This is a genomic window from Anaerocolumna chitinilytica, from assembly GCF_014218355.1.
GTDB classification, from domain to species: domain Bacteria; phylum Bacillota; class Clostridia; order Lachnospirales; family Lachnospiraceae; genus Anaerocolumna; species Anaerocolumna chitinilytica.
In genome coordinates, this window is sequence record NZ_AP023368.1 from 1,682,476 (window position 1) to 1,698,567 (window position 16,092).

A 16,092-nucleotide genomic window follows, 5' to 3' on the forward strand; every position below is an offset into this window, starting at 1 on the left:
TTAGAGCATTTTTTTCAGGAGAAAAACTTTGAATTATAATAAAAACGGTAATTTTGATTCCTATAATTATGGGTATACCACCCCTTATATGCAAAGGGTGGATGAATCAATGACAGTACAGCAGCCTCAGCCCGGCGATAAATTTACTTATCCGCAAAATTTCACGAATGCACTGGATTTGATCGAACATGCACTTTCCGGTGAAACCGAGGACAGAGCATTTTATACCTGGCTCATCGGGCAGGCAGATTCAGAGGATGACAGACAGATCATATCCGGAATCCGTGATGATGAAATCGGCCACTTTGCATTATTTAAACAGCTGTTCTATGAGTTAACCGGTATAATGCCCCAGCCGACCCCTGGTGAACAGTTCGTTCCTCCGGAGAGTTATTGCGATGGTCTGTCCCATGCGCTTATGGGAGAGCAGAATGCTGTACAGAAGTATCGTAAAATTCTCTATGCTATGCAATATCCCGAGCATATTAATATGATGATTGAAATCATAACGGACGAGATAAGACATGGAATTCTTTACAGCTATCTTTATTCCAAAAATGGCTGCACAAGCTAGAATATATAGACCTTTGAATGCATGTATTATTTAGGCAAAGAGTGCAGTGTGAATTGTTTCAGAAATTAAATTAGCGGATAATCAGTAATGTTGAGAGTATGTTATACTGAATAAAACGAACAACTACTAAAATAGTCAATAGACGCATGTATCTATTGACTATTTTGGCAGTTAAATGTAAAGTATATTAGGTGATGTAAAAAAATTCTAATTTGATGGTGTTTCAAGATTATTTAACAGATTATTTGGTTGGTTATGATGGTGTGTCATTTCTTTATGTTAATGATACTTTTGAATCTAATATATGGAAATTAAAGGATATTACCCCTTGAGCAAGTTTTTTCGGTCTCCTCAGATTTCAACTTATCTTTTGTATCAGTACTCTTCAATTTATTACCCAAAGTTTAATATATGATAAAAATAGTCTGGAGGTATCTATGAAAAAATTATTAATATCCTTATCTTGTTTCTTAATCATGATGAGTTTATTCGCTTGTAGTAGCAAGAAAACTGAAATAGAAGATACGAATAAGAATAATACAGAGGAATCTAAATCAGATATAAATAATTTATTTATAGATATAGAAGATATAGAGTCGATAATAACTATGCGTATTGATATTCAATATACATTAAAGACTGAAAAACAAATAAATGAACTTATGAAACTACTTAAGAGTACAGAATATACGGAGTATGACACTGATTCAAAAGATGAGATGGAAGCTGAGGAGCCCGAAAAAACTGGCTCAAGCGACAATGGTATTAGTCTTACTTTTGCTTATAAAGACGGGGCAAAAAGATTCCTGGAGTTTTCAACTAATAATGAAGTAAAAGTCGCAGAATATACTGAGCTTTCGTATAATCCGGATTTGAGAAAAGACAATGAGTATACTACAAATGCTGAGGTATGGCGTGATGTATTAAAGATTATGTTAAAAGGTGAAATGAAAGATTTAAATAAAAATTAAATAGCAAAATTTATGAAAGCTAGTTTGGCACAGATATCGATTTTATGGGACCAGAAGCAGCAGTTTACATATATATTATAGAGGAAAAGATGACTATGTGATGAACTTTGCGCTGATAACTCAGCGTGCTACGGGCATCAGAGCACAATGCATATTGGAGGATGTTTATGAATGATTTAATTGAATTTTTATATAAAATACGTAACAAACCTGTATTATATTTTGGTAACAGAAGAAACCTCACTCATTTATCAAACTTTATATTGGGATTTTTGATTGGACGAGAAGGTACGAACAAAGAAATTGAAGGAAGTACAAATTGGTTTACTAATGGTTCTTTTCAAGATTTTGTGGCTAAAAAGTATCAGATAACTTTTTCGCAATCATGGGACAATATCATTGAATTTCATTCATCTTCAGAAAACGAAGCATTTGATTTGTTTTTTAAATTGCTCGATGAATTTCTAGGGAAGTAATTTATAATTTGCAGAATTTAGATGAGCCTACAGCACTTACAACTCAAAATACTTACCAAGAAGAACAACCATTAAGCAGTGATGTATTGTTTGAACTTATAAATGATGAAGTAAATCTGGCATAGACATGCACAAAATCATTCTTGTAAAAATATACATATTGTAAGCTTAAGTTACAAGGAGAGATGCAATGAAGAGAAAGGGAATCGCAGTACTGGCAGTCATTCTGCTTGTAGCGGTATTTTTACCCGGCTGTGCTAAGAATGATGGTAGTATGACCAAGGTACAATTAAACGAAGTAGCTCATTCCATTTTCTATGCTCCTCAATATGCGGCAATTGAACTGGGATATTTTAAGGACGAAGGTATTGATTTGGCACTTGTAAACGGACTTGGCGCCGACAAGACGATGACAGCTGTCCTCAGCGGAGATGCAGATATTGGTTTTATGGGTCCGGAGGCAACAGTTTACGTATATAATGAAGGAAAAGAAGATTATGTAGTGAACTTTGCCCAGTTAACTCAGCGTGCTGGGAATTTCTTAGTAACCAGGGATAAGAACGAAACTTTTGCCTGGGATAATCTGAAAGGTAAAACGGTTGTAGGCGGCCGTGCAGGGGGGCGCCAAAGCATAATGTAAATTATGAGTCTATTGTTTTAATTTGTAATTGGGTTAATAAGATTACAAGACTTAATAACTTTCAATATATTAATTAAAGTGTGATATCAAAGATTTTGTGTATCAAATCGTGCGATATCAAGTATAAGAAATGGCCACAGTGCTATATAAAAGGGATTGAAAGAAGCAATCTCTTTTTTATTTTAGTAGACATATGTGTCCATTGACTATTTTAGTAGTTTCTTATAACATATGTATGTGACAATCTATACATTTAAAACTGATATATCAGACTAAATCTTACGATTTTATAAACAATATAACAATATATAGTAAATAATGTATAAAAATGGTATAATACTTTTGAAAAGTATATCTTACATTACAAGCAAAAAGGAGTATGATGATATGACAAAACTTAAAGTGTTTTTATTGATAGGTAGTTTCGGTATGTTTATATTTAGCGGACCAAATGTGTTAGCCGATAATTTAGATGGGCATACATCACTTACAAATCAAAATATGTACTTACAAGAAGAACAGCCCTTAAGCAGTGACGCATTGTTTGAACGTATGACGGATGAAGTAAAGAGTGAACTTAGTATTTCAAAAAAAGCAACTAATAATATCACAGGTTCCACCTATAACTTTTTGGATAGCTTAGAAAAGCAGCAATATGATAGTTTAAGTAATATCGATGGGTTGACAAATGAAAACAAACTTATTTTAGCTAAAGCTATTGTGTATAGATATAGAGAAGCTCAGTATTTTTCTGAATTAGCCAATACAAAATTGGAACAAATAAGTCAAAAGGAAGCGGAATTAAATATACCTATGGCTGTGATATATAATACAGATATGAGAGTAGCTGCTTATTATGTTGATAATGTAAAAGTTGCAGATAAAATATATGATGACTATCTTTATCTTTTAGCTCTTCATAATGGTGGCACTGCAGTAGCTTATAGAAACGCGATATTTATAATGAATGTAAAAACAGGAGGCCCATGGGACTTAAAACAATACCTTGGTTTAAATAATTACTATATGTTGTTAAATAACAACAGAACTGGTGAGTACATCGGAAATCATCATTTTGGTTATATGGGGGAGCATTGTGGATTTGCTCTGTCGTATCTTCAATTTGGTGCAGGTCTTTATCAAATAGTTTCTGGAACATCAGATTGGTCATTTGTAAGTAGCTATTTTGATGACCCTAGAGATTCAGCAGCCATTAGTGATGGATACAGTAACGCTAACATTGATGTAGGTTACGGAATATTTTACTAAAATAAATATTACATAGATTAAATGTAACTATACTTTTCATATATTTTATTTTATGGAGTGGATTATCATGAAAAAACCTTTAAGAATTGGATTGATTTTATTACTCATTAGTGTACTAGTGTTTTATGGTATATACTGGGCATTCTATGATATGAATAGACTTCCAAAAGGAGATCTTATATCGGAGATAGTATCACCAGATGGTGAATATACATTAAAAGCTTATTTGGTCAATGGTGGTGCTACGGTTGCGTATTGTATACGAGGTGAATTGAATTACAATTTAAGGAATAAGAAACCCAAAACCATATACTGGAATTATAGAGAAACTGAAGCTAAAGTCGAATGGAAGGATAAAGATACAGTTGTAATAAACGGACACCTTTTGAATGTTGAAAAAGAAGTATATGATTGGAGAAGAGAAAACTAAAGACTTATTTTAATAATTTAAAGATATTGAAAGTATATATTACTTTTCAATATCTTTTTTTATTGCTGTCCTATCGGCACGACGGGGAATATACTCTCTCCTAATAAGGTGGTGTTGCGCAACACCACCTTATACATATGTAAGGAGATGAGTCAAATCAAATAAAAGGAGAGATATAATTATGTGTGAAATCATCGCTGTAGCAAATCAGAAAGGTGGAGCGGGTAAGACTACCACAACTAAAAATTTAGGAAGAGCTTTATCTGAAAATGGAAAGAAGGTATTAGAAGTCGATTTTGATCCTCAGTTCAGTCTCTCGACATCATTAGGTTATACGAATACTGACAGTGAACAATTTACGATAGGTGACCTTATGGATAGGGCCATTGAAATGAAGGAGTTACCAGATAAGGAAGAGTACATTAAACATACCGCTCATTTTGACATATTGTTGAGCAATATTGTATTATCTTCAACCGAAATGAAGTTAGTAGGTATCTTGGAACGAGAATATATACTAAAAAGTATACTTGATGATTTAAGAGGGGATTATGATTATATTCTTATTGATTGTAACCCTTCTTTAGGGATGTTGGTTATTAATGCTCTGGCAGCTTGTGACAGTGTTATTATTCCTGTTGATAGCAATTACTTGGCTTCAAAAGGTTTAGAATTGTTTTTACGGACTTTCATTAGAATATTAAAAAGAATTAATACTAAATTATATATTAAGGGTATATTACTTACTAAATTTAACGGATTAACTAATATATCTAAAAAGACATTTAGAAATATAAATGAATCTTATGGTTCCGGTATTAATATATTTGAAACTAAAATCCCGTCCTCTGTAAAAGTTGGTGAATCTGATGATCAAGGGCTTAGTATTATAGATTTTACCCCTGAGAATCCCGTAGCGATAGCATACTTGGAATTAGCCAAGGAGGTCATAAATTATGTCGGACAATAAACTAACCGCACTAGATGTTCTATTTGGTGAATTAAAAGAGACAAATAACGATGAAAAGGGCAAGGTTATGAAAGCTTCAACTAAATCCCTTGTACCTTTTAATAAGCATCCGTTTAAGCTTTATACAGGACGAAAGTTTGATGAAATGGTGCGTAGTGTTAAAGAGTTTGGTATACTGCAGCCTATCATAGTAAGAGCATACATAAGTGATTCTGTTCAATTTAAAGATTATAATATTGAAACAAATAAGTTTGAAATCTTAGCCGGACACAATCGATGGAATGCTGCAATAACCGCCGGATTAGAGGAAGTACCTATTGTTATAATGAAAGGTCTTTCTGATGAGGAAGCGAAGTTAGTTGTTATTGAAACAAATCTATTACAAAGATCATTCACAGATTTAAGTTATTCTGAAAGGGCATTAGTAATTGACGAGCACTATAAATCATTAAAATCTCAAGGAAGAAGAACGGATATTATTAATCAAGTTAAAGAGTTGCTTGAATCAAATAGAGAAGATGAAGAAGAGACTTGTGGACATGATGTCCACAAGTCCAATTCAAGAGATCAGGTAGGGGAAGAATACAATCTGGATGGCAGGACGATAGCCAGATATATAAGAATAAATATGCTTTGTGATGAAATGAAAAAATTTATTGACAATAAAATGATTAGCTTTACAGCTGGAGTTCAGTTATCTCATCTAACAGAAGAAAATCAACTTTATCTAATTGATATATTGAATAATAGCAAAATAAAAATTACGCCAGATATAGCTTCAGCATTAAGGGAAGCAGAAGAAGCTGGAAAGCTTGATGAAGCTGCTATTAAAAAAATATTAGTTGAAAGTAATGTAAAACAAGAGAAATCAGGATTTAAGGCAGTGAAGGTAAAGCCTAATATTGTTAAAAAGTACTTCAACAATAATCAATCAACTGAAGAAGTTGAAAGTATTATTGACAAAGCTTTGGAATTATATTTTTCACAAAATAAGTAATTAGCAGAAAGTCAGGTGGCGGAATGAAAAAGAGTCGGGTCAAATATCTATGTTTGACTTAGAAGATGAATTAGAAATAGGATGAAACTTATGGACATCATGTCCACAAGTAGTGATTTAATGGAAGGTTATTCTTAGGGCTATATAATTAAGGTCTATTCGGGGGAATGATAATGCGGTACATTTATGATGAAGTTGCAGGAATTGGATTCTTTGGAACTTGTGCAGTTTTAGTATTAATTCTTTTGGTGAATCCAACCAAATATAAGCGTAGTATTTGGATTGTGCTATTTATGGTTGCTGCTTTTATTTTTGATATTATTTGGTTTTTCATTTTATTGTTAAATGCAATATATTAACCTGTTAGCATCTTTTTTCTGGATATACATATCACAACTGTTGCCATGAAATGACCAACTTATCCGGCGGTTAAGCCGCCGGTAGAAAGGAGTTAGTTTAAAGGAGGAAAATTGTTTAAAAACTTAGAGAAATATTTAATAATATCTTTATTGAAACCCAAGAAGAACAAATTTCTGGTATTTCTTCATATCACGATACACATAACAGAAGATGTGAAGATTTAGTTCAGATATGTTCTGTTTGTGGTTTTGTTTTATTATTTGCTAATTTTGAAAAGCAACAACGAATCGAGAAGGAATGACAGAAACGAACACGGATTAGTATAATGCTATTTCTTTTTTTATAAGTTTTTAAAGTCAGTGAAGATTTATAAAAGGAGGAATCCCAATTAAGAGAGGTGACATATGAGTAAACTAGAAAATTTAAGACAGCTATATTACCAGACAGTACAAGAAATGCTTGAAGATACAGATAAGTGGAAAGCTTTTCTTCAATATGCTGGAAATATGTACAAATACGACTTTGCAACTCTTGTTACAGCCTATGCTCAGAATCCACAATTAACCCAGCTTGCTTCCTATGATGACTGGAAGGCAATCGGAAAACAAGTCAGAATGAATGAAAAAAGTATTCCGGTAATGATTAAGAATAATAATGGGGTAGCACATTTTTTTGATGCATCTCAGTTGCAAGGTAACCCAAAGCTGAAGGACTGGGCCATTACAAAAGAAGAGTTTGAGAAATTCAATTACCAGTTTATGAAGAGAAACCAGCATTATCTTGATGATTATATCCAGTCAGCCGATGATATACGTCATCAAATGGTTGTAGAGCAGCTAAGACAGGCCTATACTAAAGCTAAACAGCTAGAAGTAAAAAGTGCCTTGTTATCAGATTTTATTATTAACAGTGTGGATTACATGGTACAATATAGATATCAAAATCAGGATCCACGAATTGAGGTACATAATGATGGTGAAATTAAACCTGAGAATATTGGAACCGTTGGTTATTATACCGTAAAAACTGCTAGGGAGATTCTTTTAGCCAGCAAAGATATTGTATTAGAAATGAGGAAGGAGAAGCAGAATGGTCAACAACAGGAAAATCGAAACCTTACAAAATGGGATGGAGATGGAATACGAGGAGAGAGAGGGTCTCTGGTTCGGAGTAGTGGAAGAGGAGAAGAACAATCAAGCGAGTCTGAATCAGCTAACCAAGTATGGCAATCTGGCAATGAAGTATTGGGAGGAAGAAAAGCCAGTAGAATTACAACAACTTCTAGTAGACGGAATAATGGTAGAAACCATGTTAAAGATACAGGAAAGGGCCGAACAGATGATGGAACAGCTCCAGGAGCAAATGATGAAGGAAAAACCCATAAAGAATCCGTCGGATACCATGGAAGCCTATCGTCACAGGCAGAGAATCCACGATCAAGCCGAGGAAATCGTCCTTCAGGAGATAGTGTACAATTAAAACTTAATCTGGAAGAACTTAATACAGATATTGAAGAAGAAACTAATTCGGTTTCTTCTTTTTTAGTTAGTAGAAGTTTTGGACAGGCTATGCTACCAGATGAAATACTTATCAATGTAATTAATTATGGAACCGGTTTTGAAGGCAGTCAGTCAGGTATATTACAACTTTACAACAACGGATCTGTTTATACAGATAAAGTAGGATATCTAAAGAAAGCTTATGAGAAAACTGACTTTTATGATGAAAACGGGTCTAAAGGGTTTATTGGTATTCAGACTATAAATAATATGGGTATTAAAGTAACATGGTATGAAAATTCAAGGTTTAGTAATGAAATTATACATTGGAGCAAATTAGAAAGCATCTTAGAAAAGATGATTCTTGCTGATAAATACATAGTACCTATTCTTGCTGATAAGACCAGTAATAATGAAGTCGACAATTTAGAGAACGAAAATAAACAGCTTAAAACACTACAGCCAATTTATAACACCGATCTAATTAATTATAAGTATCATGAAGATACAAGTGATGGTGGGCCTAAAAAGAAATTCCTTAATAACGTAGCGGCTATAATGCTCTTAAAAGAGATTGAGAATGAACAGCGCCTTGCCACAATAGATGAACAGATTATATTAAATCGTTATGTTGGATGGGGTGGCCTTTCAGCAGCCTTTGATGAGAAAAATACTACATGGACAAATGAGTATTTTGCACTAAAGGAACTGCTGACAGATCTGGAATATAAGAGTGCAAGAGCTTCTACAACAACAGCCTTTTACACTCCACCAGAGATTATTAAAGGCATATATCAAGCATTAGATCAATTAGGGTTTAAGGGAGGTAACATATTAGAGCCGGCTCTTGGCACCGGAAGGTTCTTTTCCCATATCTCTGATGAGCTAGAAGTTAAGTCTAGGTTATACGGAGTTGAATTAGATAGCCTTACTGGAAGGATTGCAAAACAATTATATCAGAAAGCAAATATCCAAATTTGTGGGTATGAACAATCAAAGCTTCCTGGTAACTTTTTTGATTTGGTAATAAGTAATGTACCATTTGGTGACTTTAAGGTCTTTGACAAGAACTATAGCAAATACAACTTTCATATCCATGATTATTATTTTGCAAAATCATTGGACAATGTGAGAGTTGGTGGATTGATTGTTTTGATATCGAGTAAAGGTACACTCGATAAAGCAAATCCATCCTTTCGTAGATATCTGGCAGAACGAGCTGATCTGATTGGCGCTATCAGGCTACCAAACAACATCTTTAAAGAAGCAAATACGGATGTAACCAGTGATATACTTTTCCTGCAGAAAAGAGAAAGACATCAGGTCATGGAACCGTCTTGGGTATTTACAGGACTTACGAATGATAAAGTACCAGTTAACCTGTATTATTTGGAGCATCCGGAAATGATGTTAGGCAAAATGGTTTTTGACAATAGGATGTTTGGAGAAGATAGTAATTACACAACACTTATTCATGAGAATACTGAACATTTACAGGAAGACTTCATGGCAGCTATTCACAGTATTAAGGGTAAAATAAAAAATCTGAACGATGTAATTATGGAAAAAGAAGAAGTATCAGCAGACTTAATACCAGCTGATCCGAAGGTTAAAAACTACTGTTATACTATTTTTGATAACAGGATTTATTACCGTGAAAGTTCGGTTATGAAAGAAATATCTCTATCTGATGTAAAAAGAGAGCAGATGATGGGACTTATAAATCTAAGGATAGTAGCCAGAGAAATTATAGAAGCTCAGCTTCAGAACTGTTCTGATGAGGAGCTTTCTAATCTGCAAAAACAACTTGATAGTCAATATAATACCTTTGTAAAAAAATATGGGGTATTAGGCCATAAAAATAATACGCTCTTTAAGTTGGATGCTGACTATCCATTACTACTTTCTCTTGAATATGTGAATAAGCAGAATAAAGTTGAAAAAGCTGATATCTTTAATAAAAGGACAATCAAGCCTTACAAATCAATAGAGTTTGTAGAGACAGCCAGAGAAGGTTTGATGGTATCACTTACGGAAAAAGGAAAAGTAGATATACCATATATTGCAGGATTAGCAGGTATTACAGAAGATCAGGTTATAATTGATCTAACTGGACAAATTTTTCTTAATCCAGAGAAGCAAGATAAGGAAAATCCATATGCTGGTTATGAAACGGCAGATGAATACTTATCAGGAAATGTTCGGGCAAAACTTAAACTGGCTGAACTATTTGCTAAAAATGATAAGGTATTTGAAATTAATGTAGAAGCTTTGAATAATGTGCAGCCAGAAGACCTAAAGGCAGGTGAAATTGCTGTCCGGTTGGGGACAACCTGGATTGAAGAAGAAGATCTTAATCTGTTCATGTATCAACTTCTGGAAACACCGGATAATTATCGGTTAAAGGGCGGAAAGAATGGACAAAGGGTAACTGCAATTCATTACAATAGTTTCACTTATGCGTATTCTGTGACAAATAAAGTTTATGATGTTACCAGCCGTATTAGAGCATCGGAAACCTATGGCACCAGTCGTATGAATGCTTATATGATTATAGAAGATAGCCTAAATTTAAAGACAGTTGTAGTTAAGGACCGGTTGGTAAATGAAGATGGTAATTTCTATTATGTTGTCAATAAAGCTGAAACAATTTTAGCAAGAGAGAAACAAGGCATCATAAAAGATAAATTTCAAGAGTGGTTTTGGTCTGATATAAACAGACGTGAAAAGTATGTTAGAAAATACAATGATTTATTTAATAATATCAGACTTCGAGAGTATGATGGATCACATCTGCAATTCCCAGGTATGAACCCGGCAATTATATTGGAACCCTATCAGAAAAATGCCGTTGCTAGGGTTTTATATGGTGGGAATGCCTTATTAGCTCATTGTGTTGGAGCCGGCAAAACCTTTGAAATGATAGCAAGTGCCATGGAACTTAAGAGGGTAGGTCTTGCCAGTAAGTGTATGTTTTGTGTGCCTAAACACCTGACGATGCAAATTGGAAATGATTTTATAAAGCTTTATCCGGCAGCTAATATATTAGTAGCTTCAGCGGATGATTTTGAGCCGTTGAATCGTAAAACATTCATCAATAAAATAGCTACAGGTGATTATGATGCTGTAATACTTGGGTATACACAATTTGAAAAAATCCCAATCTCACCAGAACGGGAACAGGCTATGCTGGAGGGACAGATAAAACAAGCTCAGGCTGCTATAGAAAGAATTCATGAAGAAAATGGAGAGAATTGGTCCATCAAGCAGATGGAAAAATTTAAGAAGAGCCTAGAAACTGAACTATTGTCCTTACGAAACAGTGAACGTGACAATACAATATTTTTTGAGGATTTGGGTATTGATGCTCTATTTGTGGATGAAGCACATTATTATAAAAATTGTCCAGTTTTCTCTAAAATGCGTAATGTGGCAGGAATATCTACCAGTAAGGCTAAGAAGTCAACGGATATGTTAATGAAGTGTCATTACATTAAAGAAATTAATAATGGAAGAGGGGTAGTTTTTGCAACAGCAACCCCGATATCAAATTCTATGACTGAATTGTATGTCATACAACGTTACTTACAAAATGAAAGATTAATAGAAAAAGGAATTGATAATTTTGATGCTTGGGCCGCAAATTTTGGCGAGGTAATATCTTCTTTGGAATTAGCACCAGAGGGTACAGGTTACCGCTTTAAAAACAGATTTGCTAAATTTACAAATGTGCCGGAGCTATTGACAATGTTCCGAGAGATAGCAGATATTCAGCTACCTGAAATGCTCAATTTACCAGTACCAAAACTGAGGGATGGTAAATACAAAGTTATAGTTTCTGAACCATCTGAATATATCCGGAAAGCGATGACAGGCTTTGCAGAAAGAGCAGAAGATATCAGGAACGGTGCAGTAAAGCCGTATGTTGATAATATGCTAAAGGTAACGAATGAAGCGAGGCTGCTTGGAACAGATCCCAGATTGCTTGACCCAAATGCACCAAATGATCCTGATAGCAAGGTAAACCAATGTACGGCAATTGTATATGAAGAATATCTTAAAAGTTCGAAGATAAAAGGTACTCAGATTATTTTTTGTGATGTAGGAACACCTAATAAGAACAAGAGATGGTCTATCTATACTTATATTAAAGAAGAACTTATTCGTCTAGGCATACCAGAACAAGAGATATGTTTTATACATGATGCAAAAACAGATAAACAAAGGGAAAAGCTTTTTGAATATTTACGAAATGGTAAAGAAAGAGTTATCGTTGCCAGTACACCAAAGATGGGAACAGGGGTAAACGTACAGGATAGGATAGTAGCGTCACATGACCTTGATTGCCCTTGGAGGCCAAGCGACCTGGAGCAACGTTCCGGGCGCTCTCTACGCCAGGGAAATATGAATGATGAAGTAGCAATGTATCGTTACGTGACAAAAGACACATTTGATTCGTATAACTGGCAATTGGTGGAACAGAAACAGAAATTTATTTCACAGCTTATGTCCAATAAGATGGTTGATCGTACTTGTGAAGATATCGATGAAACGGTTTTGTCTTACGCAGAGGTAAAAGCCTTGGCAACCGGTAACCCTTATATTAAAGAAAAGATGGACATAGATACAGAGGTTGCTAGACTTAAGATGTTAAAGGCGGGATTTTTGAATGAAAAATACAAATACGAGGAAGGATATCACAGGATATACCCTGAACAGATTGCGGATTATAAGGCAAAAATACAAGCCACAGAAAAAGATATTAAGCTCAGAGATTCTTATCCAATAGGAGAAGATAGCTTTAAAATAAATCTTTTAAATGCTGTATTTACTGAAAGAGCCAGAGCAGGTGAAACTATAATTGCTATTATGGGCATGAATGAAATACCAAAAGAAATTGGTACTTATCGTGGTTTTCGCTTGCTTTCAATATCAACTGAAAATACGCAGAATAGAAGTAATATCCTCGTTGAAGGCAACCGTACATATACGCAAGATTTAGGCACCAGTGGTGTTGGTAATATATATCGCCTTGATAATCTTTTAAATGGACTAGAAGATAAACTTGAAATCTTTAAAATGAATTTAAGTATTGCCCAAGATAATCTGTTAGAAGCTCAGAAAAATTGTGACAAAACTTTTCCTTATGAGGATGAGCTGACGCAAAAAATCAAGCGCCAGACAGAACTAAACCAGTTGCTTGAACTGGATAAGAATGATGAGGTATTGGCAGATGATGATATAGATATGGAAAGAGAGAATAGTAGCTTGACTATCAAGGAAATTATGAGTACCTACATAATTGAGGATGAAATGGATATGGAGCGATAGAAATTCAAGTGAGGATAATAGATGGAGTATTATATTGATCATATTAAATCTGGTAACCCTAAGACGAACAGTATAAACTGTTCTTTTTTTATTTAAAAAGGAGGAAGACTTATGGCCGAAACGGGTACAAAGGTCAAGCAAAATCAAAAAGGAAGGGAGGATGCAAAAGTTGAAGTTGCAAATAGTATAAGTATACTTGATTATGCAAACAAAAACGAAATGAATATCCTGTACGAAGACAGCAGTATTGCCAGGATAGAAGCGGCTGGTGGTAATTTGTTAACGGTTTTCAAAGATAATAACTCATGGTCCTCATCCAATGGAGAGGAAGAGATAAAGACCTATGGCAATACCATTCGATTTGTTGCAAAGATGGAAAACATCGAATGGAGAGAAGCGATTGACAAATTGGTAGAAGAAAGAGGGGATTACCTCTCATCCAGTGAATACAATGCTGCATATGAAAAAATGTATGCAATTAACAATCAGGAACCTTTAGTTGCCAATGTACAATCAACAGAAAGCAGAAATTTGAATAATGTAGAGAAGCATAAAGTTAGAAACATAAGTATATCTGATTATGCCAGGGCTTTGGGGCTGCCGGTTGAAGAGATAAACAGAGGTAAAATTTCGATAATAAAAGATCCCAGATTTGAAGGTTTGCTGATTTATAATTCAAGCAATAAATGGGATTGGAATTCAAAGTTCGTACATGATGGTGATTCAATCAAATTTGCTGAAAGAATCCAGAACATAAGTAGGGAAAAAGCAATTGAATCACTCACAGCTTATGCAGACACAGGAGAAATTTCAGGTAATAGTACGGAAAAAGAAATAGTAGAAGCTCCTGATGAACCGGTTGAACTAAGTGAATCAAAATCTGAAGATCTAAATGATAAACCTATTATTACTGAAAATGAGCCAGAAACTAGTCAAAATTTACAACACTCCAGGATTCGCAAAACAATGACCAAAGAGCAGCTGTCAGAGCTTCTATCCGGATATCGTAGAAACATTGATGTATCTGCATTTGACAACCCAAATCTATCACCGAGCCAGATGAGACAACTTCGTATTGCAAAACAGAATGGCATAAACCCGGAGGACTTTAATGATCCATCTCTTACAGCTGATTATATGAAAGAAATACGTTTAGCAGCTGAAAACGGAGTGGACTTAAGTGTTTTTAAGAATGACGAGAATAAATTTATTTATTCTGCTGAACAAGCTAAAGAGATACGACTTGGGAAACAAAATGGCTTGATGCCTGAAGAAGTTGCTACTTTTGCTAAAGAAGGACTTGATTCTGAAGTTATGAAAGAAATGAGGCTTGGACTTCAAGATGGCATGGTTCAAATGAGAAATTTGGGAAATGGCAGTTATTCAGCTAAAGATATTCACTCTATTAGAATGACTATTATGGTTAATCATATCGTGGAAGCAATAAAGATTCAGCTTAGAAATTTCTTTGATAGTCTTATCTCTATATTTAAAGATAAAGTTATTCATGATCAAAGTCTTGGCAGGAATAACCAAGTACCAGGAAGTGAGATTAATGGCCCTTCTGAACTAGCTCCAAATACAAATGTTGAAAAAGTGGCCATCAATGAAGTTAAAAATGCTATTGAAAGTATTTATGAAGCTATTGCAGATGAGATTCAGAATCTACCCTTGGAAGAGAAAAAAGATGCTATTATTTCCGCTCTAAGGACGGTATCGAATCAGGTCAATGAAAATGATATTACAAAAAAATCCGACATTGAAAAGAGTCAGGCACTTGAAGAAGCTATAAACTCCTTAGTTGATGAAAAACAAGAAGAAGCGCTTAAGCAAGCGGCACTAGAGAGGTTGGAAGAAGATTATGTTGAGCAATTTTATCAGAATGAAATTGATTATAACGATAACATAATGGAATTTACAAATTCTATAGTCAATAATTCAACGATGCCCTCGGAGGTTAAGAAATCTATACTTGATCGTACAATTGAAAGAGTTTTCGGTGACGGAACAACTGAAAAATTAATAAGTCGTTTATCGCCTGATGACTTTATTCCAGAGCTGCCCAAACAATCAGTAGAGGAGATGCTTCTAAATGATCAGGAAAGGTCGTTGTTAACTAATATGCATGAAAAACTTCAACCATTCCTGGATTTGGATCCTACCAAAGAAGCTGATAAAGTTAACTTTATAAATAATAGCGAAACTGGCATAAAGAAAGTGTATAAAAACACAAGCGATGTGGTAAGTGATATCTCAGAATTTTTGAAATCTCAGGACCATTCAAAGACACTGTTTGCAGATGTGCCTAATGAGGCCAGCGGTTTTATACGATTTGAGGAGACAGGTATGCAAATGTCTTTAGAAAATTATAAAGAGTTTCGTAATAAAGTAGTCGAGCTTTATAATAATTCAGATATGACTTATGAAGAAAAAGCAGGAATAATTATAAGTACAGTGTCACCAACTTTTGGCAAGGAACTGAGTGCTGCTATTATATCTTCAATGCAAACGGAAGAGATATATCAAGAAAAGATAGTACAAGAACTTATGGTCGAACAGTAATAATCTCAAAAAT

Annotated in this window: 10 protein-coding genes and 1 pseudogene; all 11 read left to right on the top strand. The window is 34.4% G+C overall.

What is annotated here, in order from left to right; genetic code table 11:
• The first annotated feature begins 28 nt into the window (after positions 1–28).
• The 11 genes and pseudogenes from bsdcttw_RS07205 (at position 29) to bsdcttw_RS07260 (ending at position 16,079) form a co-directional block, all read left to right on the top strand.
• Positions 29–574 carry a ferritin family protein gene (locus tag bsdcttw_RS07205; protein WP_225903813.1) on the top strand — a complete coding sequence of 182 codons (546 nt, stop codon included), beginning with the start codon at positions 29–31 and terminating at the stop codon, positions 572–574.
• 437 nt (positions 575–1,011) lie between these two features.
• Entirely contained in the window at positions 1,012–1,545 is a 534-nt protein-coding gene (locus bsdcttw_RS07210) for a hypothetical protein (RefSeq protein ID WP_185258703.1), read from the top strand.
• Positions 1,546–1,712: 167 nt separating this feature from the next.
• Positions 1,713–2,021, top strand: a complete 309-nt coding sequence (locus bsdcttw_RS07215; RefSeq protein ID WP_185258704.1) for a hypothetical protein — start codon at positions 1,713–1,715, stop codon at positions 2,019–2,021.
• 190 nt (positions 2,022–2,211) lie between these two features.
• Positions 2,212–2,643: pseudogene (locus bsdcttw_RS07220) on the top strand (ABC transporter substrate-binding protein); the annotation flags it as partial.
• A 405-nt stretch (positions 2,644–3,048) separates the two neighbouring features.
• Positions 3,049–3,930, top strand: coding sequence for a polymorphic toxin type 44 domain-containing protein (locus bsdcttw_RS07225; protein WP_185258706.1), 882 nt, complete (start codon positions 3,049–3,051; stop codon positions 3,928–3,930).
• 67 nt (positions 3,931–3,997) lie between these two features.
• Complete coding sequence (locus bsdcttw_RS07230; RefSeq protein ID WP_185258707.1) at positions 3,998–4,360, top strand: DUF5412 domain-containing protein; 363 nt, start codon at positions 3,998–4,000, stop codon at positions 4,358–4,360.
• A gap of 181 nt (positions 4,361–4,541) precedes the next feature.
• Positions 4,542–5,330: a ParA family protein gene (locus bsdcttw_RS07235; RefSeq protein ID WP_185258708.1), complete on the top strand. Its 789-nt coding sequence runs from the start codon at positions 4,542–4,544 to the stop codon at positions 5,328–5,330.
• On the top strand, positions 5,317–6,327 hold the full coding sequence (locus bsdcttw_RS07240) for a ParB N-terminal domain-containing protein (RefSeq protein WP_185258709.1): 1,011 nt from the start codon (positions 5,317–5,319) through the stop codon (positions 6,325–6,327). Before bsdcttw_RS07235 ends, bsdcttw_RS07240 begins: the two co-directional genes overlap by 14 nt.
• 173 nt (positions 6,328–6,500) lie before the next feature.
• On the top strand, positions 6,501–6,686 hold the full coding sequence (locus tag bsdcttw_RS07245) for a hypothetical protein (protein WP_185258710.1): 186 nt from the start codon (positions 6,501–6,503) through the stop codon (positions 6,684–6,686).
• Positions 6,687–7,091: 405 nt separating this feature from the next.
• Positions 7,092–13,517 (top strand): helicase-related protein, encoded by a 6,426-nt coding sequence (locus bsdcttw_RS25610; protein WP_230989131.1) that lies wholly within the window; start codon positions 7,092–7,094, stop codon positions 13,515–13,517.
• Between the two features lie 111 nt (positions 13,518–13,628).
• On the top strand, positions 13,629–16,079 hold the full coding sequence (locus bsdcttw_RS07260) for a hypothetical protein (protein WP_185258713.1): 2,451 nt from the start codon (positions 13,629–13,631) through the stop codon (positions 16,077–16,079).
• Positions 16,080–16,092 lie beyond the last annotated feature (13 nt).